General features: G+C 65.9%; 12 protein-coding genes. 9 read left to right on the forward strand and 3 right to left on the reverse strand.

Translation table 11 applies throughout. The annotated features are described in order from the left end of the window. Window positions 1–18 precede the first annotated feature (18 nt). A complete protein-coding gene (locus tag QBJ92_RS00610; protein WP_277967732.1) occupies window positions 19–2703 on the forward strand; it encodes a glycoside hydrolase family 3 C-terminal domain-containing protein in 2685 nt (894 codons plus the stop codon). A 675-nt stretch (window positions 2704–3378) separates the two neighbouring features. Continuing rightward, entirely contained in the window at window positions 3379–3894 is a 516-nt protein-coding gene (locus tag QBJ92_RS00615; protein WP_277967733.1) for a PEPxxWA-CTERM sorting domain-containing protein, read from the forward strand. Between the two features lie 255 nt (window positions 3895–4149). Here the strand turns inward: QBJ92_RS00615 and QBJ92_RS00620 are convergent, their stop codons facing one another. Both QBJ92_RS00620 and QBJ92_RS00625 read right to left on the reverse strand, forming a co-directional pair. Next, window positions 4150–5817, reverse strand: a complete 1668-nt coding sequence (locus QBJ92_RS00620; RefSeq protein WP_277967734.1) for a GH39 family glycosyl hydrolase — start codon at window positions 5815–5817, stop codon at window positions 4150–4152. Between the two features lie 105 nt (window positions 5818–5922). Then, entirely contained in the window at window positions 5923–6819 is an 897-nt protein-coding gene (locus QBJ92_RS00625; protein ID WP_277967735.1) for a diacylglycerol/lipid kinase family protein, read from the reverse strand. 67 nt (window positions 6820–6886) lie between these two features. Between QBJ92_RS00625 and QBJ92_RS00630 the strand changes: the two genes are divergently transcribed. Then, window positions 6887–8299: an MFS transporter gene (locus QBJ92_RS00630; protein WP_277967736.1), complete on the forward strand. Its 1413-nt coding sequence runs from the start codon at window positions 6887–6889 to the stop codon at window positions 8297–8299. A gap of 3 nt (window positions 8300–8302) precedes the next feature. On the opposite strand, the gene QBJ92_RS00635 is transcribed toward QBJ92_RS00630, so the two are convergent. Continuing rightward, a complete protein-coding gene (locus QBJ92_RS00635) occupies window positions 8303–10567 on the reverse strand; it encodes a glycoside hydrolase family 3 N-terminal domain-containing protein (protein WP_277967954.1) in 2265 nt (754 codons plus the stop codon). Between the two features lie 220 nt (window positions 10568–10787). Here QBJ92_RS00635 and QBJ92_RS00640 point away from each other — a divergent pair, with 220 nt between their 5' ends. From QBJ92_RS00640 to QBJ92_RS00665, 6 genes are all read left to right on the forward strand, one after another. Beyond that, on the forward strand, window positions 10788–11789 hold the full coding sequence (locus QBJ92_RS00640; RefSeq protein WP_277967737.1) for a LacI family DNA-binding transcriptional regulator: 1002 nt from the start codon (window positions 10788–10790) through the stop codon (window positions 11787–11789). A 22-nt stretch (window positions 11790–11811) separates the two neighbouring features. Continuing rightward, complete coding sequence (locus QBJ92_RS00645; RefSeq protein WP_277967738.1) at window positions 11812–14742, forward strand: TonB-dependent receptor; 2931 nt, start codon at window positions 11812–11814, stop codon at window positions 14740–14742. Window positions 14743–14817: 75 nt separating this feature from the next. After that, complete coding sequence (locus tag QBJ92_RS00650; RefSeq protein WP_277967739.1) at window positions 14818–16242, forward strand: glucoamylase family protein; 1425 nt, start codon at window positions 14818–14820, stop codon at window positions 16240–16242. A gap of 237 nt (window positions 16243–16479) precedes the next feature. After that, window positions 16480–17082: an alpha/beta hydrolase gene (locus QBJ92_RS00655; protein WP_277967740.1), complete on the forward strand. Its 603-nt coding sequence runs from the start codon at window positions 16480–16482 to the stop codon at window positions 17080–17082. Between the two features lie 442 nt (window positions 17083–17524). After that, a complete protein-coding gene (locus tag QBJ92_RS00660) occupies window positions 17525–20305 on the forward strand; it encodes a PAS domain-containing protein (protein WP_431358349.1) in 2781 nt (926 codons plus the stop codon). A gap of 94 nt (window positions 20306–20399) precedes the next feature. After that, on the forward strand, window positions 20400–21833 hold the full coding sequence (locus tag QBJ92_RS00665) for a carboxylesterase/lipase family protein (protein WP_277967742.1): 1434 nt from the start codon (window positions 20400–20402) through the stop codon (window positions 21831–21833). The last annotated feature ends 2 nt before the right edge of the window (window positions 21834–21835 follow it).

The following is a 21835-nucleotide window of genomic DNA, read 5'->3' on the forward strand; positions in this document are numbered from 1 at the left end:
CCCGACCAGAGGTACAGCATGGCATCGACCGTCTCGCACACTGCGCGTCTCATCCTTCTGGTCGGAGCCGGCGTCGCGGCGATGACCGCGCATGCGCAAACTGCCCCCGCCCCCCAGCCGCCCGTCCGCGCCGAGGCCGATCGCATGGCCGCCGCGATCGTCGCGCGGATGACGCCGCAGGAGAAGTTGCCGCAATTGCTCAACGTCGCGCCCGCGATCCCGCGGCTCGGGATTCCCGCGTACAATTGGTGGACCGAATCGCTCCATGGCGCGATCGGCCCGGTTCCCACCACCAACTTCCCCGAGCCGATCGGTCTCGCCGCCAGCTTCGACGCGCCGCTCGTCCACCGGGTCGCCGAAGTCATCAGCACCGAGGTCCGCGCGCTCCACACGCTCGGGCGGCAGACCGGCAAGCTTGGCCGGATCGGCACCGGGCTTGATACCTGGTCGCCCAACATCAACATCTTCCGCGATCCGCGCTGGGGCCGGGGTCAGGAAACGTACGGCGAAGACCCGTATCTGACCGCGCACATGGGCATGGCGTTCATCACCGGCATTCAGGGGCCCAACCCGGACATCCCCAACGTCATTGCCACGCCCAAGCATTTCGCGGTCCACAGCGGCCCGGAATCGACCAGGCACGGCGCGAATGTCTACGTCTCGCCGCACGATCTGGAGGACACCTATCTCCCCGCCTTCCGCGCCGCGATCGTCGAGGCGCGCGCTGGGTCGATCATGTGCGCGTACAATCGCATCGACGGCCAGCCCGCCTGCGCGAACGATCTGTTGCTCAAAGATCATCTGCGCGGCGCCTGGGGGTTCACCGGCTATGTCGTGTCGGATTGCGACGCGGTGAAGGACATTGCCGACGGCCACAAATATGCGCCTGACCAGGCAACCGCGATCGCGGCGGCGATGAAGGCAGGCACCGACAACGAATGCCACACCCAGACGATCGGCGACATGGGCGGCTTGCCCGAACGCTTCGGCGACGCCTTGCGGCGCGACCTGATCTCGCAGGGCGACATCGACCGCGCGCTGGTGCGGCTGTTCTCGGCGCGGCTGCGCAACGGCGACCTGCCGGGAATCGCCGGTGCTCCCGCCGTGGTGCCGGTCCGCGCGATCCTGACGCGCGATCACACCGCGCTCGCGCTGGAGGCGGCGGAAAAGAGCCTGGTCCTGCTCAAGAACGACGGCGTGCTGCCGCTGCGCCGCGGCGCGCGGATCGCGGTGATCGGCCCGCTCGGGGATGCGACGCGCGTCCTGCGCGGCAATTATTCCTCGCCCCAGTCCGCCACCCCCATTTCGATGGTCGAAGGATTGCGCCGCGCCGCCGGGGCGCGATCGGTCACGCTGGTGCCGTTCGGGGAATCGATCACCGATGGCGATCGCATTCCCACGGTCGCGCTGCGCACGCCGGACGGCAAGCCCGGGCTGCTCGCGCGCTATTTCAACCCCGTGACGCCCCCCACCCTGCCCTTCGCCCCCGGCACCGATCGCGCGGCGATCGCAGCGCTGACCTATCAGGATCGCCCCGTCGTCACGCGGCGTGAAGAGGACGTCGCGGCGCGCGGGCTGCTGCTGCCGACCGTCAACGATTATCACCGCACCGAATGGACCGGGTTCCTCGTCCCCCCCGAAACCGGCAGCTACCGCCTGGGCCTCGGCGGCAGCGGGCTGATCGAACTCGACGGCAAGACGTTCCTCGATGTCGGGGCGGATCATCGCGGGCCGCTCCCCTCGCTCAAGACCGTGCCGTTGCAGAAAGGCCATCGCTATCGCCTGCGCGTCGTCTCGACCGCGCGCGGGTTCGGCAATACCGATCTGGTGTGGAAGCGGATCTCGGCGCAGCCCGACGCGGCGCTCGATGCCGCCGCCGCCCGCGCCGACGTGCTCGTCGCGGTGGTCGGCCTCACCTCCGATCTGGAAGCCGAGGAGACCGGGACGGACATTCCGGGCTTCAAGGGCGGCGACAAGACCTCGCTCGATCTGCCCGCCGAGCAGGTAGCGATGCTCGAACGCGCCAAGGCCACCGGCAAGCCGGTGATCGTCGTCGCGATGAACGGCAGCCCGATCAACCTCGCCTGGGCGAAGGACAATGCCGCCGCGATCGTCGAAGCCTGGTATCCCGGCCAGTCCGGCGGGCTCGCGGTCGCCAACGTGCTGACCGGCAAGACCGATCCGGGCGGGCGGCTGCCGCTGACCTTCTACCGCAGCGTCGCCGACCTGCCGCCGTTCGACGATTATGCGATGACGGGGCGCACCTATCGCTATTTCACCGGTACGCCGGTGTACCCGTTCGGGCACGGGCTGAGCTACACACGCTTCGCTTATACGCCCCTTGTCGTGACGCCCGCTGCGGGCGGCGCGGACCAGGGGCTTCGCGTTATCACCGAGGTCAGCAACACCGGCAAGCGCGCGGGCGACGAGGTCGCCCAGCTTTACCTCACCTTCCCTGCCGTCCCGGGTGCGCCACGGATTGCGCTGCGCGGGTACAAGCGGATCACGCTCGCTGCCGGTGCACGCCAGAGCGTGACGTTCGACCTGTCGCCGCGCGACCTGAGCGCGGTCGGGGTGGACGGAGTACGGCAAGTGATGGCGGGCCAGTTCCACGTCAGCGTGGGGTCCGGCCAGCCCGATACCGGCGTCCCGGTCCAGTCGGCGGACTTCAAGATCGACCGTACGGTGCCGCTGCCGTTGTAAGGGCACCTACCAGCGATTGCCTTCAAACGCTTGGGTGCGATGACGTTTGATGGACTCCCCTCCCCTTCAGGGGAGGGGCTGGGGGTGGGGCCTATCCGTCTCATGGAGACCGCGCACGCGGGGAGAGGCCCCACCCCAACCCCTCCCCTGAAGGGGAGGGGCTTGCCGGATCAACGTACCGTCATCGGGCCTTGAATGTAGCGGCGCGCAATGATGACCCATCAAAACTCCAATAAAGGGCAGTTTGCGGCTCACGTTGCGTGAGACGGACCGGCGCGGCAGGCGCGGCGAGGCGCACGTTCGTTGAGACAAAAACCACGATCGGTGCGTCGGACGCACAATACTGATCCGTCCGCTCGCGATGTCCGAAACCACGAGGAAAGCCAGTCGTCTGCCGTCAGGCATGCGCTGATTTCAAGATCAGGTTTTCTGACACACAATCCTTCACAGCGAGGTCGCTTGTCGACCGCAAGAAAAGCGGACGTTCTCCTTGTAGTGCCGGCGTCCGCCAGATCGGCAGGGTTCGCCTAATTGCCGAAATTTAGTGTAAGGACTTTTTACACTTTGCGCCGATCGGTGAACGTCACGGCACTTGAGCGGACGTTAATCTGGGCTTGGCACAAAATCTGCTTGGAATCAGCTACCGGCTCTTTGCCGGCTACTTAGGGGGGCTTAATGAAGAAGCTTTTTTGCTCGGTTGCCGCACTCGCGTTCATGACTACAACGCCGGCCGCAGCGGCGACGTACGTGTTCACTCTGTCGAGTACCTTCGGTTCGGGATCCGGGAACTTAACGACGGTTGGAGACGCATCTCAGGGATTTTCGGAGATCACTTTGCTCAGCGGTGTTTTTGCAGGCGGCAGCATCTCATTGATCGCACCCGGACTTTATCCGACCGGTGCTGCGAATGATAATCTGTTCACGGCCACTGCGCCCTTCTTCAGTTTCAACGGACTGTCGTTTTCGGCGAATGGCTCCAACTACAATCTCTATAGCAACAGCTTCAACGTCCAGCTTTGCGGCGTGACCGCCGGTTGTGGCCTCGCTAGCTCGACGACCTTCTCAGCCACGCTTGCGCCGGCCGTTCCTGAGCCCGGCACTTGGGCGATGATGCTGCTGGGCTTCGGCATGGTCGGCTTTGGCTTGCGCAGCCTCAGGGGCAAGGTCACGATCAAGGTTAATTACGCCTAAGCTGACCGTCAGCAAGGCTTGCAGTCGAGCCGCCGGTTCTAATGGGGCCGGCGGCTTTCTGGTCTCTGGCGTATGTTCGCTCTACATCCAATTATTGCCATTCGTGCCCGCTCGCCGAGCGTCTCGCGTTCGTCGCACTGAATGTGATTTGCGTCTCAGCCAACGTGCGTTCCCGACCGCCAGCGCCTCACATCATCCGGGCCCGAAGAGCCATCTATTGCAGTTCTGGCCGCGCATCCTTGCGAGCCGATACAACTATGGTTGAAGCTCGACCAGAACCACGCCTTGCCGGGGGATCGTCACGTCCATCCCGCCCGGCGTCACCGTGACCGTCTCCGCAACGAGCCGCGAGGCGGTCTTCAACTGCGCGACCTGCGCTGCGCTCGGGCGCGCCGGGCTGCCGAGTTTCTGCCACTCGCCGAACGCATTCGCGTGCGTCGCATCGACCCGCCACAGCCGCGCGGTGGCCCCATGCTTTCCGCTGAGCGCGACGTGCACCGCGGCGGAAGGCCCCGGCACATCGTCGTCATGATAATTCCACAGCAAAATCGCGACCTTGCCCGCGCGATCGCGCGTCGCCAGCGCGCCGACGTCGGGCGCCGCCCGCACGCCATCCCGCACGATCGTATCGAGCGCGACTTCGCCGTCGCTCGTCGCCGCCACCTGATTTTCGCCAAGCTTTGCGAACAAGCGGAACACGTTAAACACCGCGAGATCGACCCCGTTGCTCGCGAGTTGCCGATAGCCGGCGAACCACGGTTGCCCGACGAAGGTGTACGACCACGACAGCGCGCCCTCCAGCGTGACGCCTCGCCGCCGCGCCAGCGTCCACAGCCGCGCATAGCTCGCCGCGGTGTAACTCGCATAGAGCGGCCCGTTGCGATAGGCGTTCGCCGGGCCGGGGCACGCCGCGCAGCCTTCGGGATCGTTTTCACCAATCACGATCGGCTTGTGCGCCAGGGACGGTACGGCGGCGATCTTGGCGAACCCGGCGTCCGCGGTCTTCAGCTGGTTGGCGATCCCCATGCGGACATGCCCGTCGACCACGCTCGGCTGGCCCTTGGCGTGGAACGAGACGAAATCGGTCGGCGTCCCGATCTTGCCGGTCGCATAATTCTTCCCCGTCGTCACATGCGCGAGGAAGCCATCCATGAACGCATCGCCCGACCCGGCGACGTCGGGTCCCCCGACCCGCGCGGTCGGCAACGCCCGCCGCACCGCGTCGATCGCGACATCGTGCATCCGGTAGAATTGCTCCGGATTGCCCGACCAGTAGAAATCGAGATTGGCCTCGTTCCACACCTCGAAATACCAGCGTTCGACCTCGGCGCGACCGTAGCGTGCGACGTTGTGCCGGGTCCATTGATAGATCAGCTCGCCCCATTTGGCGTAATCGTTGGGCGGGTAGGACCAGCCCGCGGTGATCCCCTTATAGTCGTTCCCGGGCTTCCACGCGCGGCGATAGGGAACGCCCTTGGGCGCGGACGACAACGCCTCGGGCATGAACCCGATCTCGAGATACGGGCGCACCCCGCGCGCGCGATAGCTATCGATGATCCCGTCGACGATCCGCCAGTCGTAGACGGGCTTGCCGTTCTTCTCGGTATAGGCGTTGGTGCTGCCCCATTTGAAATCGGCGGTGCCGTCGCCGGTGGTCAGCAGATTGTGCGCGCGGAAGTAGACCGCGTCGTGCCGCAACTGCCCGAGTTCGCGCATCAGCGCGACGCCATCGGGCGCGGTCGCATAGTTGGGTTCGTCCGCGCCAAAGAAGCGCCAAATCGGCGGCAAAGGCGCGACAATGCGGTCTGAATCGACGCGAACCGTCACAGGAATTGGCGGCAGCTCGGCGGATGGAGCGGCGGTTGCCGGCCCGCTCGACAGCAACACTGCGCTCACCCCGACTGCAAAGCTGCTCAACCGCATCGTCCATCTCCCTGTCGTCGGGCCGCAATCTTTGTGCGTGTCCGTCCGGGAGAGCGCTAACACGGAACCTGCCAAGTCAAAACGACTTGTCTTGAAGGATTTGCCTTAACCGGTTGCCGATACGGCCACTTCGATCGCGCCGGGGGCGATCTTCGCGGTCACCGGCGTACAGGCAAGGACTTCGCCATCGATCGAAATGCGTTGCGGCGGGTCGATCGTCACTTTGAAACACTCGCCGACGAAATCGCGGCTGCACGCATCCTTGTCCCGCAGCTTGAAGAACTTGGCATACCAGTCCCGCGCGAGCGCGACCTTGCTCTGCCCGACCACTGCCTGCAGCAACAGTTTGCGCGAGCCGACGTCCGCCGTATCCGACAGCGCGACCCCGCCGTGATGCCGCCCGTTGAGGATGCGCAATTCGGTCGCCCACAGCGTCTGCGCCTGCGTGCCATCGTCGATCGTCAACCGAAACGCCCGGAACCGGACCGAACATTTGAGCGCCCACATCAAATACCCCACCCGCCCGGCGTAGCGCTTGAGCTTGTGCGGCACCGTCTCCCCGATCATCGTGGAAAGCCCGATCGACGCACCGTTCACGAAGTAATCGTCGTCGATCATGCCTAGATCCACCCGCCGCCGCCGCCCGTTGGCGATCACATCGATCGCGCCGTCGAGATCCAGCGGCAGATGCAGCGACCGCGCAAAGCTGTTCGCGGTGCCGAGCGGGAGGACGGCGAAGACGCAATCCTTTCCGACCACCTCGTCGACTACACCCGAAAGCGACCCGTCCCCGCCACCGACGATCACCATCGGCACGCCGCTGGCGACCACGGTGCGCATCGTTGCTTCCATCTCGTCGGGATCCTTGACCGCATGGCAGGCGGTGAGGATGACGCCTGCCGCCACCAACTTGTCGCGCGCGGTCTCGAATAGATCCTGGCCCTTGCGCGAATGCGCGTTGATGATCAGCGCAGCTTCGCGCGGCAGGGGCTTTGTTTCCATTTCGCAACAACACATGAACTGCGCGGTTGCTCCAGCGTGGTGCAGTTAAACCCGCCAAGCCTTCCGCATGGCACGGTTGACCGGCGCAACCGCAATCGTCAGGCGGACGATCATGCCACGCCCGCTTGAGAACCCGGCAATGCGACGCAGCCAGAACCGCCCCGGCGCGATGCAGTTCGTGGTGTTCGGCGCGGGCGATTTCGCGTGCAATCTCTACTGGCAGAGCGTCTCGCTGTACCTGCTGTTCTTCTACACTGACGTGCTTGGGGTATCAGTCGCGCTTGGCGGGGCGCTCTACATGATCGGTGCGTTGTGGGACGGGATCGCGGACCTGCTCGTCGGGATTGCGGCGCAGCGGCCGGGGGTGCGGTATCGGCGGTTCATCGCCTGGGGGGCGGTGCCGTTGGGGATTGCGTTCGTGTTGCTCTATTCCACCCCGGACCTGACCGGCGTGTGGCTGGCGGGGGTGATCGGTGCGACGCAGATCCTGTTTCGCACGCTCTACGCGCTGGTCAACGTGCCGTATGCGGCCTGGACCGCGCGGATTAGCCCCGACAGTCGCGATCGCACGATGCTCGCGGGGGTGCGGATGCTATTCGGGACGATCGCGGCATTGGTCGTGACGATGGGGACGCCGTGGATCGCGCTGCGCGTGACGGGCGATGCGACGAGTCAGGCGGGGTTCGCGAGCGCGGCGATCGTTTACGGCGTCGTTGGTGCTGGGCTGTTGCTTGCGCTGGCTTTTGGCGCGCGGGAGGCTTTGCCGGCGGCGACGTCCAGGGCGCAGGCACCGCTGCTGACGTGCCTGCGGTTGCTGCTCGCCAATCGGGCGTTCGTCACGCTCAATCTGGCGGCGATGGTCGCGGGGCTGGCGGCGGCCGTGCTGACGCAATCGGTGCTCTATTATTTCAAACACGTCGCGGGGCAGCCCGCGCAGGGGCCGCAGACGCTTGCGCTGATGGCGGTCGCGGGGGCGGTCGCGGTGCCCGTTTGGTTGCTCGTCACGCGCTGGATCGGGTTGCGTGGCGTCTGGTTCGCGGCGGTTGGCTGGGGGCTCCTGTGCCTGACGCTGTTCGGGTTTGCGCCCCGGGGCACGGCGACGATCGCGGTGCTCGCCTTGCTGCAGGCGGCGTTTACTGGGTTCAATCTGGTGTTCTGGTCGATGCTGCCCAACACGGTCGAATATGGCGAAGATCGCACAGGCGCGCGGGTGGAGGCGCTGGCGTTCGGGGTCGCGGCCTTGTGGCAGAAGATCGGGCTGGCCGCAGCGGCGGGGGGACTTGGCTTGTTTTACAGACACATAGGGTATGTTGCCGGCGCGACCCAGAGCGCGGCCACCGCTGCGGGGATTCGCGACCTGATGCTCTATGCCTGTTCGGCGGGGTTGGTGGCGTCGGCGCTGGTCATGCTGGGCAATCCGCTCAAGCGCGGGGTCCATGCCGCGCTGGTCGAGGATCTGGCACGCCGCGCCGACGTCTGAGGATTAGGCCGCAACCAGTTCGAAGGAGGCGCTAACGCCTTCCGCTTGTGCCGAGGGGGCAACCCACAGGCGGAACTGGCCCGGCTCGACGGTCGGCTTGAGGTCGAGCCCGACGAACTGCAGGTCGCTGCGCTTGAGCGTGAACACCACCTCCTGTCGCGCCCCGGCGGCGAGGCGGACGCGGCGGAACGCCTTCAATTCGCGCACCGGTCGCGTGATGCTGGCCGCAACGTCATGAATATAAAGCTGAACGACTTCCTCTGCCGCGCGCGTCCCGCTGTTGGTGATCGTCGCGCGCACGTCGAGCGTTCCGTCCCACGCCAGCTTGCCATCGCCCAGTTGCAGGCCGGAATAGCCGATCTTGCCGTAGGTCAGCCCGTGCCCAAACGCGAAGCGCGCGGCGTTGGGGACCTCGCGATAGTGCGCCTTATAGTCGACCCGCGGTCCCTCGGGGTTGGGACGACCGGTCGATTTGTGCGCGTAATGGTACGGTTCCTGCCCGGTTGCATACGGGAAACTGACGGGTAGCCGCGCAGACGGCGCGACGATTCCGAACAATATGTCGGCGATCGCGGGGCCGGATTGCGACCCGAGGAACCATGTCACCAGAATTGCAGGGGCATCGAGCACCGCGCCCGACAAGGCCAGCGCGCGCCCGTTGCGCAGCGCGACGACGATCGGCTTGCCGGTCGCCGCGACCGCCGCAGCGAGCGCCATTTGCGCCGCCGGGACGACGATATCGGCACGCGATTGCGCTTCTCCCGACATGTTTTGCGCCTCACCGACGGCGAGAATCACGATATCCGCGCCGTTTGCCGCCGCCACTGCCGCCTCGATCCCGCCGGGAAGCGGCGCGTCGATCCCGGATCCGTCGGTCGCGGTGACCGAGGCGGGGTCAGCGACCAGCGCGCGAACCCCAGTCAGCAGGTCGACCGCTTCCTTGTCCGACCCATAGACGTTCCACGGGCCGATCAGCTCACGCTGGCCTTGTGCGAACGGGCCGATCAGCGCGATCCGCTTGCCTGAGCGGGGCAGCGGCAACAGGTCGCCGTCGTTCTTGAGCAGCACGATCGAACGCCGCCCCGCATCGCGGGCGAGCGCGAGATGCGGCTTGGTCCGCACGCGGGTGCGTTCGCGCTTGGGGTCGATCCGACGGAACGGGTCGTCGAACAGACCGAGCGCCTGCTTCGCCAGCAATACCCGCCGCACCGCCTGGTCGAGCCGCGCCATCGGCACCGCGCCCGATGCCACCAGCGCCGGCAGATGATCGCGGTAGAAGTTGCTCTGCATGCTCATGTCGACACCAGCCATGAACGCCAGCCGCGTCGCTTCGCGGGCATCGGCGGCAAAGCCGTGCGCGATCAATTCCTCGTCGGCGGTGTAATCCGACACGACCAGTCCACCGAAGCCCCATTCCTTGCGCAAGACCGTGTCGAGCAGCCACGGGTTGGCCGTCGCGGGGACGCCCGAGATTTCGTTGAACGACGCCATCGTCGATCCCACGCCAGCGCCGAACGCGGCCTGGAACGGCGGGAAGTACACGTCGCGCAGCGTCCGTTCGGACACGTCGACCGAATTATAGTCGAGCCCCGCCTCTGCCGCACCGTAGGCCGCGAAATGCTTGGCGCAGGCCATCACGGCGTCGTTTGCGGTGAGCCCCTTGGTCCCCTGGAACCCGCGGACACGCGCGGCGGCCATCACGCGACCGAGCAACACGTCCTCGCCCGCGCCTTCGACTGCCCGTCCCCAGCGTTGGTCGTGTGCGATGTCGACCATTGGCGCGAAGGTCCAGTCGATCCCGGCGGCAGACGCCTCGACCGCCGCGGCGCGCGCGGTCTGTTCGGCGAGATCGGGATCGAAGCTTCCCGCTTCCGCCAGCGGGACCGGGAAGACGGTGCGGAAACCGTGGATGACGTCGGCGGCGAAGATCAGCGGGATCTTGAGCCGTGCTTCGCGCATCGCGGCGGTCTGCATCCGCTGCGCCATGTCGGTACCGTGGCCGTTGAACACGCCGCCGAGCTGGCCTGCGCGGACTTCGCCGAGTTGCGCATCGAACGTCGCTCCGGCCTTGGTCGGGTTGAGGGCGTTGGCCGCGCCGCCGGCCCAGGCGGCGGCGTTGAGCGTCAACTGCCCCGCTTTCTCGGCGACCGTCATCGAGCCAAGCAGCGACTCGATCATCGGCGAACCGGCCATCGCGTCGGCCCCGGCCAGCAGCGCCCGTGCGGGACTTGCCGCCCAGGCGGTCACGGCCCCTGCCCCTAGCAGCATTGCGCGCCGTGAAATGCCCGACGGTTCCATCGCTTATCCTCCTGTTGGGGGAACTTCCGCCGCCCCGCCCGTGCGCCGGAAGGCCCGGTCTTGAACAGCGTTAATGAATGATGTAACCGGTTACATCAAGCAGGGAGATCGGCAGGGCCTCTGTCCCAGTCGGCGGAATGCAAAGCGGAGGCGCCCTCCGCAGCGCTCTCAGGAAGGATGTTCTCGACCCATGGCGAACGCCACGATCCGCGATGTTGCGCGTGAAGCCGACGTATCGGTCGCGAGCGTGTCGCGGGCGCTCAACGGGCACAGCAACGTCCGTCCGGAGCTGCGCCGCCATGTCGAAACGGTTGCCGCTGCGCTTGGCTATGTGCCCCACGCGGGCGCGCGCAACCTTAGTATGGCACGCGCGAATGCGATCGGCGTGGTCCTGCCCGACTTGCATGGCGAGTTCTTCTCCGAAACGCTCCGCGGGATGGATCGCGCCGCGTCCGAACGCGGGCTGCAGCTGTTGCTGTCGAACCTGCACGACGGCGACCGCGCGGTGGCAATGCTGCACACGATGCGCGGTCGGGTCGACGGGCTGATCATCATGGCGCCGCATATCGATCCAGCGCTGTTGCTGGCAGGGCTGCCGTCGAGCATCCCGGCGGTTCTGGTCAATTGCGCTGCGCCAGGGAAGGATCGCCCGACGTTGCAAGTCGACAACGTCGCGGGTGCGCGCGTGATGACGGAGCATCTGATCGCGACCGGGCGCCGCCAGATCGTTCATCTTTCCGGGCCGGAGAGCAACGCCGAAGCGCGCGAGCGGATCGAAGGATACCGCGCCGCTATGGATGCCGCCGGGCTGCAACATCGGATTGTCGCCGGCGACTTCATGCAGGAAACCGGCGCCGCGCTGACCCCGCAGATCCTGCGCGATCATCCCGAGATGGACGCGCTGTTCGCCGCGAACGACATGATGGCGATCGGCGCGCTGATCGCGCTGCGTGCCGCAGGGATCGACGTGCCCGGGCAAATCGCGCTCGCCGGTTTCGACGATATCCCGCTGTCCCGCCTGATCTCGCCCGCGCTCACCACGATGCACGTCGACATCGCCGGGATCGGGGAGCGCGCGGTCGCGCGGCTGACCGATGCCATTGCCGGCGCAAAGGATCACCAGCTCGAGATGTCGTTGCCCGAGCTGATGGTACGAGAAACGACACAAAAAGCCCGCGTCAGTCGGGCGTAAAGCAGGGAACACGAGTATGAACATGCGTAACCAGAAGTCTCTCCGGCTGTTGCTTGCGAGCGCGGCCATCTCCGCCGCGAGCGTTGCCGCCGTCCCCGCTTTTGCGCAGACCAGCACCGCCGCAATTCGCGGGCAAGTGACCGACGCCGCGGGCGCACCGGTCGCGGGCGCGAGCGTCGCGGCGGTCAGCAGCGACACCAACCAGACGTTTCGCGCGACCACCGATGCGAGCGGCAATTACGCGCTCAACGGCCTGCGTCCGGGATCGTATCAGGTAACGTCTACCGCGACCGACGGCCAGACTTCCACCCAGCTCATCACGGTCGCGATCGGCCAGACCGCCTCGCTCGACGCGACGGTCGAGGCCCCGGGCGCAGCCCCCTCGACCGGCAAGGACATCGTCGTCACCGGCAGCCGCCTGACCGAGACGCGCACCAGCGAAATCGCGACCAACGTCAGCCAGGCGCAGATCCGCGCGCTGCCGCAGACCGACCGCAATTTCCTGTCGTTCGCGGCGCTCGCGCCCGGCGTGAAGTACAATGACAGCGAGACCGACAAGGGCATCCAGTCGGGTGCCTCGACCGCGAGCCAGGTCAACGTCTTCATCGACGGCGTCAGCCTCAAGAACAAGATCAGCGAAGGCGGCATCGCCGGCCAGCAGAACAGCCGCGGCAACCCGTTCGGGCAGCTTGCGGTGCAGGAATTCCGCGTCCTGACGCAGAATTACAAGGCCGAATACGAACAGGCCGGGTCCGCGATCATCACCGCGGTGACCAAGTCGGGCACCAACGAATTCCACGGCGAGGTGTTCGGCCAATATACCGGCAAGGGCCTGTCCGAAACGTCGTTCCTCGACAAGCGCGACGGCAACCCCAAGCCCGACTTCACGCGCAAGCAGTACGGCATCGCGCTCGGCGGGCCGATCATCAAGGACCGCCTGTTCTTCTTCGGGACCTATGAGGGCAACGACCAGAACCGCGCGTTCAACGTCAAGAGCTCTGGTTCGGCCGACGCGGTCACCGAATTCGAGCAGGTGTCCGGCCGTCGTCTGCGAGATTTCGAGGGCGCTTTCATCAGCCCGTTCCGCGGCGATTTCTACTTCGGCAAACTGACCCTGACGCCGGACGATCGCCAGACCTTCGACGTCTCGTTCAGCCGCCGCCAGGAAAGCGACATCCAGAATTTCGGCGGGAACGTCTCGTTCGAGAATGCCGAGAACAAGCGCAACACGGTCGACACCTACCTTTTTAAATGGGCGTATAAGGGCGACAATTTCGTCAACGAATTCAATGCCAACTACCTCGAATACACGTTCAATCCGTCGTCGATCAATCCGGACCTGCCGACCTATGACTATGACGGCGTGATCGTCTTCGGCGGCAAGGATTCAACCCGCAAGCAAGTGCAGCGAGGCTATACGCTGCGCGACGATTTCACCTTTTCGGGGATCGACGGCCATACGATCAAGGTCGGCGGACGCGTCGAGATCACCGATCTGTCGTTCGACAACCAGACGTACGTCCAGCCGCGCTACACCTTCCGGCGCGACCCGCTCACCAACCTCACCTTTTCCTTCCCGTCGGAAGCGCGCCTCGGGCTCGGCAGCGGCCTGATCCAGAGTTCGAACACGCAGATCGGCCTGTACGCGCAGGACGACTGGAACCTGACCAACCGGCTGCAGCTCAATCTCGGCGTCCGCTGGGATTATGAGACCAATGCGGTCAACAACGATTATGTCACCCCCGCCTCCGCCGCGGCGGCGCTGCGGTCGCTGCCTACCTCGTCCTATTTCAACCCCGAGAATTACATTTCGACCGGGTCCAACCGCAAACCGTTTGCCGGCGCGGTGGCGCCGCGGGTCGGCTTTTCGTGGGACGTGAAGGGCGATCGGTCGACGGTCGTCTTCGGCGGGTTCGGGCGGTATTACGACCGCAACAACTTCAACAATACCGGCGACGAACTGTCGCGTGCGATCAACCCGATCGGCATCTTCCGCTTCTCGGCGGACGGCCTGCCGCGCAACGGCCTGTCGACGATCCGCTGGGACCCGTCCTATGCCACCCGCGACGGCCTGCTCGCGCTGCGCGCCAGCTCGGCGACGGCGGGAGCGTCCGAACTGTTCGCGGTGAAGAACAACGCCAAGCCCCCGGTCAACGACCAGATCAGCCTGGGCGTCCGGCAGCGGATCGGCGTCTTCGAGGCATCGCTGACCGGATCGTATCAACGCGGTCGCAACGGTTACACCAACATCTACGCCACGCGGAACACCAACGGCCTGGGGACGTGCTGCAACGTTTCGACGATCGAGCCGCTTGGCTATTCCAACGCGCTGATCGGCTATGACGGGCTCGATTCCCGCTACAAGGCGATCTTCTTCACGCTCGACAAGAACTACACCAAGGCGTCAGGCTGGGGGCTGAACATCGCTTATACGCTGTCGAAGGGCGAACAGAATGGCGACGGACTGTTCAGCCTCGATAACGTCACGCCGGATGCCTATGGCTGGCGCCCGCGCACTGGCGACGAACGGCATCGCGTCGTGCTGTCGGGGCTGGTCGATCTCCCGCTCGGCTTCCAGTTCGCGACGCTGAGCACGCTGGGCAGCGGACAGGCGTTCCGCGTGATCGACGGGACCAACGGCACCGCGGGAATCAGCCCGTTCAGCGCGCGCTATCCGCAGAAGAACTGCATCAAGGGTGTGTTCGCCTTCTGCGAGATCAACGTGACGCTCTCGAAGAAGATTCCGGTGCTCGGCAAGGATACGCTGGAGGCGGCGGTCGACGTTCTCAACGTCTTCAACAACAACAACTTCTCGGGCTTCGACGACGCGTTCAACAACACCATCAACCCCGCCACCGGGCGCGTCACCGATACGCTCGATCCGGCGCGGATCGGCAATTCGCTGCTGTCGCTGCCACGGCGGATCCAGTTCCGTCTGGGGTATCGTTTCTAAGGCGTTTCTGCCGGGCGGACGGTGCAGTGGCGCTGTCCGCCCCTCTTTCTGACTGCGTTGCGCGAGGCTTACCCGATGATCGACCGGCGTCACTTCCTCGGCACCGGTGGGCTGGCGCTCGTCGGGCTGGCAAGCGGCGGGATTGCCGCGCAACGGCGGCGGGTGCGGCCCAAACCCGTCCTTTCCCCGCACGAAGCGCTGATCGGCGACCTGCAACGCCGCACCTTCCAGTATTTCTGGGACACGACCGACCCGGTGACGGGTCTCGCGCCAGATCGCTGGCCGACGCCGGCGTTTGCGAGCATCGCCGCGACCGGCTTCGCGCTCACCGCTTATCCGGTCGGCGTGGTCAATGGCTGGATCAGCCGCGACCAGGCGCGCGCGCGGACGCTCGCGACGCTGCGTTTCTTCGCCAATGCGCCGCAGGGCCCCGCCCCGAGCGGTACCGCGGGGCACAAGGGCTTCTTCTACCACTTCCTCGACATGCAGAGCGGCACGCGCTTCCGTCGGACCGAACTGTCGACGATCGACACCGCGCTGCTGCTGGGCGGTGTGCTGTTCGCGCAGAGCTGGTTCGACAGCGACCATCCCGACGAAGCGCAGATCCGCGCGCTGGCGGAGCAGATCTATGCCGCGGTCGACTGGACGTGGTTCACGCCGCGCGCGCCGTTCGTGTCGATGGGGTGGCACCCCGAGCGCGGCTACATCTCGAGCGACTGGGACATCTACAACGAATCCCTGATGATGTACCTGCTCGCACTCGGGTCGCCGACGCATCCGCTGCCGGCGGAAACGTGGAACGCCTGGACCGATCGCTTCGCCGCCGCCTGGAGCGACCGCTGGGGCGAACCGCACCTCGCCTTCCCGCCGTTGTTCGGGCACCAATACAGCCAGACATGGGTCGATTTCCGCGGCATCCGCGATCGTTTCATTGCGACCAAGGGCCTCGACTATTTCGAGAACAGCCGCCGCGCCACGTATGCCCAGCGCGACTATGCGATCGCCAATCCGGGCAAGTTCGTCGGTTATGACGCGGCGTGCTGGGGGCTGACCGCCTGCGACGGACCCGGCGATTTCACGGTCACGCTCAACGACGTCGAGCGCCGGTTCTTCAGCTATTCGGCGCGCGGCCCCGGCGACCGGGACGACGGCACGATCGCCCCGACCGCGGCGCTCGGTTCGATCGCGTTTGCGCCCGAGATCGTCCTCCCGGCGGCGGGTGCGTTGCACAAGCGCTACGGCAGCGGGATCTACCAGCGCTACGGGTTCATCGACTCGTTCAACCCGACCCTGACCGCCGCACCGCCCGGAATGCGCGCCGGCCATGTCGACCCGGGCATCGGCTGGATCGATCAGGATTATATCGGGATCGACCAGGGGCCGATCGTGGCGATGATCGAGAACCGTCGCACCGGCCTGATCTGGCGCACGATGCACCGCAATCCGCATTTGCGCCGGGGGCTACGGCGGGCAGGGTTCACCGGCGGCTGGCTGGCCTGACAGGCGTCGGCAAGGAGGTTCCGTCCCCGTCCCCGTCCCTGCCCGGCCCCCTGAACGAAACCTTTCTGATTGGTGTACCATCCGGGACATGCGGATCGGTTCGGCGCACGCCGACCGCAGACTGGCGCAGCGCTATTGCCCATCACCTCCGTAGGAATAGCCTTAGGTCACACGTCGTGGATCGAGTCGCACCGTAAGACCGGGCGTCTGATCCGACGTACGGACAGGAGAGTAGTCATGGACCGCGACGTAAGGGAACATGCGACGGAACCCCGGGCGATCCTCGTCAGCGTGGCAGGCGATCCGCCCGCGCCGGCCGGGATCGAGCACGTCATCCTGGACCTCTCCAAATTCCACAATGGTCGCTGGGCGCTCGAGCTCGACGCCGCTTTTACCCGGCGCCAGACCCCGGTCGTTATCCTGGCGCGGGGGCTCGCCTGTCTTGCGGTATCCTGGTGGGCACAGCTGTCGCCCCGCAGTTATCTGCGGCAAGTACGGGGTGCGGTGTTCGAATCCCCCTTGTCCGTCGATTTCCACCATGTCGCGGCAGCCGCGAGCATCCGCACTGGACCGACCTATCGGCTGCCCTTCCCGTCGGTCGTCGTCAGCGACGGATCCTTCCAGATCGAACAGGTTCTGGCGCTCGCCGACAAATGGGGCAGCCAGCTTGTGACGCAACCGTCGGACATGATTGCGGACCATACCAACCGCCACGCAGCCTCGGACGGCACGGCGATGTTGCTGACCTATGCGCAGTTGCTGGACCGGACCGGTCGTGAGACTCCAGAACCAGCAAAGTGGTTTCGATCCCAAACGCTTATCGGGACTATCGGGCGCTGACCGGCGCCGCTTCGCGGTGATCTCCGCTTGCCCGACAACGCTCTCATACCTTTGATTGACAAGGGATCGGACCTAAACCACACTCGAGGAAGTGCCCAGCTTCCCGCAGTCCGAACCGCCGTCGCTGCCACCGCAATACACCAGCTTCATCGAGGAGCAGGTCGCTTCCGGTGCCTATCGCGATTCCGAATCCGTCGTCGCGGCGGCGTTGGATTTGTTGCGGGCACGAGAGACCGCGCAACCCGCAGATATACAGCCCCAGCCCGGCGCACACCCATGGCCCCATGAAGGTGGGGACTGCGGCAGCATCCTGCGCGCGCGCGACTGGAGCAAGACCGTGCTGGGTCCGATCGCCGACTGGCCGGCCGAACTCCGCACGACGGTGACCAACATCCTGCATTCGCCGATCGCCAAGGTGCTGATGTGGGGTCCCGAGCATATCATGCTGTACAACGATCCCTATCTCGCGATCGCGGGGGACCGGCATCCGATGGCGCTGGGTATGCCGGTCGCCACTGCCTTCCCCGACGTATGGGACTGGAACCGACCGATCCTGGAAGCGGGCTTTCGCGGCGAGCGTTTGTCGCATCGCGACCAGACGATCGTCTTCAACCGCCCAGACGGGGCGGAAACGATGGTCCTCGACCTGTTCTACACCCCCGTTCACGACGCGAACGGGCAGGTCGGCGGGATCATGTGCACGCTGTTCGACAATAGCGCCCGAGTCGACGCCGAACGCCGCGTCGCCGCGGCCGCGGCGGAATTGCGCCGGATCACCGATGCGGTGCCGATGTTGGTGTCCTACGTCGATCGCGACCAGATCTACCGGTTCGCCAACGGCTGCTATCGCGACTGGCTCGACATCGACCCCGACGCAATGATCGGGGAGACGGTCGAAAAGGTGCTCGGTCCGGAACTGTACGCGCTGCGCCGCCCGTCGATCGAACGCGCGTTGGCGGGCGAGCGTCTTTCCTCCGAAGCCACGCTGTTCCACCGCGACGGCACGCCCAAGCGCAGCGAGGTGCGCTACATTCCGCACATCGATGCCGACGGATCGATCCCAGGGGTCCATATCCTCGCGATCGACATCGAGGAACGTGCCCAACGCGAGGCGGCGCTCGCGATCAGCAACGGTCGGTTTCGCACCGCAATGGATGCGATTCACGGCGTCCTGTGGACCAACAGTCCCGATGGCCGGATGATCGGCGAACAGCCGGGGTGGGCTGCGCTCACCGGTCAACCGATCGAACAGTATCAGGGCTATGGCTGGACCGACGCGCTCCACCCGGACGATGTCGAACCGACCACGCGCGCCTGGCAGGCCGCCGTCGCCGCCAAATCCATGTTCGTGCATGAGCATCGCGCGCGGCACCATTCGGGCACGTGGCGCACCTTCGCGGTGCGCGCGCTGCCGTTGTTCGACGATACCGGGGAGATCCGGGAATGGGTCGGCGTCCATACCGACATCACGCACCAGCGCGCCGCCGAGGCCGCGCTGCGCGAGCAGGCCGAAAAGCTTGCGCGTGAGGCGACGCATCGTCGGCGCGCGGAAGATCAACTGCGCGCGCTCAACGAAGAACTCGAGGCGCGCGTGATCGCCGAGATCGACGAACGCCGCCAGGCCGAGGCGAAACTCGCACAGTCGCAGAAGATGGAAGCCGTCGGAAAACTGACCGGCGGCGTTGCGCATGATTTCAACAACCTGCTCCAGGTCGTGTCGGGCAATTTGCAATTGCTGGCGAAGGACATCGCCGGCAACGACCGTGCCGAGCGGCGCGTCGCCAATGCGATGGCGGGGGTGTCGCGCGGCGCGAAGCTCGCTGCGCAATTGCTCGCCTTCGGTCGGCGGCAGGCGCTCGAGCCAAAGGTCGTCAACGTCACGCGCTTCGTGCGCGGGATGGACGAAATGCTGCGCCGCGCGATTGGCGAGGGGATCGAAGTGGAAACGATCGTCGGCGGCGGATTGTGGAACACCTTCATCGATCCCGCGCAGATCGAGAACGCGCTGCTCAACCTGGCAATCAACGCACGCGATGCGATGGACGGGCAAGGCCGGCTGACGATCGAACTCGGCAATGCGCATCTGGATGACGGCTACGCCGATGCCAACGACGACGTAACGCCGGGGCAATATGTCATGCTCGCGGTGTCGGACACCGGCAGCGGGATGCCATCCGACGTGATCGACAAGGTCTTCGAACCGTTCTTCTCGACCAAGAGCGAGGGCAAGGGCTCCGGGCTGGGACTCTCGATGGTCTATGGCTTCGTCAAGCAGTCGGGCGGCCATGTGAAGATCTATTCCGAGCTTGGCGAAGGGACGACGATCAAGCTCTATCTTCCGCGTGCGATCCAGTCGGAGGACGTCGAGGTGATGACCGCGGCGGGCCCGATCGTCGGCGGAAACGAGACCGTCCTCGTGGTAGAGGACGATGCCGAAGTCCGCACCACCGTGGTCGAGATGCTGGCCGACCTTGGCTATAGGGTGCTCAAGGCGGTGGACGCGGCGAGCGGGCTGAGCGTCATCGAAAGCGGGATCGCGATCGACGTGCTGTTCACTGACGTGGTGATGCCCGGCCCGATGAAGAGCCCCGAACTCGCGCGGAAAGCGCGCGAACGCTTGCCCGACATCGCGGTGCTGTTCACCTCGGGCTATACCGAGAACTCGATCGTGCACGGCGGCAAGCTCGACGCCGGGGTCGAGCTGCTGTCCAAGCCCTACACCCGGGAAGCACTGGCGCGGAAGTTCCAGCATGTGCTGGCGAACCATCGCCAGCGCGCCGAGCAGGCCGCCGCCATGGCGCCTTCGGTCGGGTCGGACGACGGTGCCGCGGCGCGCCTGCAACGCCGGACGGTGCTGCTGGTGGAGGACGATGACATGATCCGCCGCAACAGCGCCGAGATGCTGCAGGCAAGCGGTTATGCCGTGGTCGACGCAGCGAGCGCGGAAGAGGCGATCTCGGCAATCAGGACGGTTCCGATCGACGTGCTCGTCACCGACATCAACCTGCCGGGGATGTCCGGCCTCGAGCTGGCGCGGACGGCGCGCGCGCAACGGCCCGAACTCGGGATCGTGTTCGCCAGCGGCGACCTGACGGTCATCGAAACGGATGTGGCGGCGGTGAAACTGCCCAAGCCGTATCGGCCGATCCATCTCGTGGCCTCTGTCGAAAAAGCGCTTGGCGTGGTCGAAAGGTTCGATACCGGCGCCCCACGATCCGACTGAGCGATCGTCCCCGTTTCCGGACGACCGCCAGGTCCTGTTCTGCGTTTCGCGCGACCTGCGCTCCATTGATACTAAAAAACGGAGGAGACGATCGATGAAATCCCTGTTCCCCTTGGCCATCGCCGGCGTGCTTGTCAGCACCGCCCCCCTCCCCGCCGCCACCCCGCCGACCGCGGAAGCGGTGACGATCGACAGCGGGCCGATCCGGGGTGCGCTGGCGGACGGCGTGCTGAGCTGGAAGGGTGTTCCGTTCGCGGCCGCCCCGGTCGGGCCGTTGCGCTGGCGCGCGCCGCAGCCCGTCGCGGCGTGGAAGACGGTGCGCGACGCGACGACCTATGCGCATGATTGCATGCAGGTCCCCTTCCCCAGCGACGCCGCCCCGCTCGGCACGCAGCCCGCCGAGGATTGCCTGTACGCCAACGTCTGGAAGCCCGCGCAGGCAAGCGGCAAGCTGCCGGTGATCGTGTGGATCTACGGCGGTGGCTTCGTCAACGGCGGCGCTTCCCCGCCGACCTACGCGGGCGCGAATGTCGCCAAGCAGGGCGTGGTGTTCATCAGCTTCAACTATCGCGTCGGGCGGTTTGGGACGTTCGCGCATCCGCAACTCACCCGGCAGAATCCCGATGGCGGGATGCTCGGCAATTACGGGTTCATGGATCAGATCGCCGCGCTGAAATGGGTCCAGCGCAACGTCGCGGCGTTCGGTGGCGATCCGGCGAACGTGACGCTTATCGGCGAAAGCGCAGGCGGCATGTCGGTCCACGCGATGGTGACGTCGCCGCTGGCGAAGGGCTTGATCGCCAAGGCGATCGTGATGTCGGGCGGCGCGGGCAAGACCGCGCCCGAGGCGACGCTTGCATCGGCCGAGCAGATCGGCGTCAACTTCGCACAGGCACACGGCGTCGCGGCGAGTGACCCCGACGCGATCGGCAAATTGCGCGCCTTGAGTGCGGAAACGGTGACCGACGGGCTCAGCATGATGCAGTTGTTCCGCCCTGCCCCCGGCCCCAAGACCTTCACCGGGCCGATCGTCGACGGGACGGTCGCGGTCGACACGGGCAAGGCCTATGCCAGCGGCGCGTTTGCACAGGTGCCGATGATGATCGGCGCGACCAGCCTCGACATGGGGGGCAAGACCGGGTTCATGATCGGCGGCGCCCGTGCGGCGGCGATCGCGGTGTCGGACAAGGGTGTGCCGACGTACGAATATCGCTTCTCCTACGTCGCCACTTCGGTCGATCGCCCGGGCGCCGACCATGCCTCGGACATTCCGTTCTTCTTCGACAATGCCGCGATCAAATACGGTGCCGCGACGACGCCGCGCGACGCCGCGATGGGCAAGACGATCAGCGCATACATCGTGAATTTCGCGAAGACCGGCAATCCGAACGGGGCCGGTTTGCCAGCCTGGCCGGCCTATCGCCATGAGACCGATTCGCTGATGGACTTCACCCCGGCGGGAACCGCGCAGCCGCAGAAGGACCCGTGGGGCGCGGAGATCGAGGCCGCACCGCCGCCGGCGCGGTGACC

This window comes from Sphingomonas echinoides (assembly GCF_029623395.1).
GTDB lineage: Bacteria > Pseudomonadota > Alphaproteobacteria > Sphingomonadales > Sphingomonadaceae > Sphingomonas > Sphingomonas echinoides_A.

Excerpts from the sequence above, each read along its gene's own strand:
- QBJ92_RS00610 (WP_277967732.1), top strand. The coding sequence starts at position 19 with ATGGCATCGACCGTCTCGCACACTGCGCGTCTCATCCTTCTGGTCGGA.
- QBJ92_RS00615 (WP_277967733.1), top strand. The coding sequence starts at position 3,379 with ATGAAGAAGCTTTTTTGCTCGGTTGCCGCACTCGCGTTCATGACTACA.
- QBJ92_RS00620 (WP_277967734.1), bottom strand. The coding sequence starts at position 5,817 with ATGCGGTTGAGCAGCTTTGCAGTCGGGGTGAGCGCAGTGTTGCTGTCG.
- QBJ92_RS00625 (WP_277967735.1), bottom strand. The coding sequence starts at position 6,819 with ATGGAAACAAAGCCCCTGCCGCGCGAAGCTGCGCTGATCATCAACGCG.
- QBJ92_RS00630 (WP_277967736.1), top strand. The coding sequence starts at position 6,887 with ATGGCACGGTTGACCGGCGCAACCGCAATCGTCAGGCGGACGATCATG.
- QBJ92_RS00635 (WP_277967954.1), bottom strand. The coding sequence starts at position 10,567 with ATGCTGCTAGGGGCAGGGGCCGTGACCGCCTGGGCGGCAAGTCCCGCA.
- QBJ92_RS00640 (WP_277967737.1), top strand. The coding sequence starts at position 10,788 with ATGGCGAACGCCACGATCCGCGATGTTGCGCGTGAAGCCGACGTATCG.
- QBJ92_RS00645 (WP_277967738.1), top strand. The coding sequence starts at position 11,812 with ATGCGTAACCAGAAGTCTCTCCGGCTGTTGCTTGCGAGCGCGGCCATC.
- QBJ92_RS00650 (WP_277967739.1), top strand. The coding sequence starts at position 14,818 with ATGATCGACCGGCGTCACTTCCTCGGCACCGGTGGGCTGGCGCTCGTC.
- QBJ92_RS00655 (WP_277967740.1), top strand. The coding sequence starts at position 16,480 with ATGGACCGCGACGTAAGGGAACATGCGACGGAACCCCGGGCGATCCTC.
- QBJ92_RS00660 (WP_431358349.1), top strand. The coding sequence starts at position 17,525 with ATGCTGTACAACGATCCCTATCTCGCGATCGCGGGGGACCGGCATCCG.
- QBJ92_RS00665 (WP_277967742.1), top strand. The coding sequence starts at position 20,400 with ATGAAATCCCTGTTCCCCTTGGCCATCGCCGGCGTGCTTGTCAGCACC.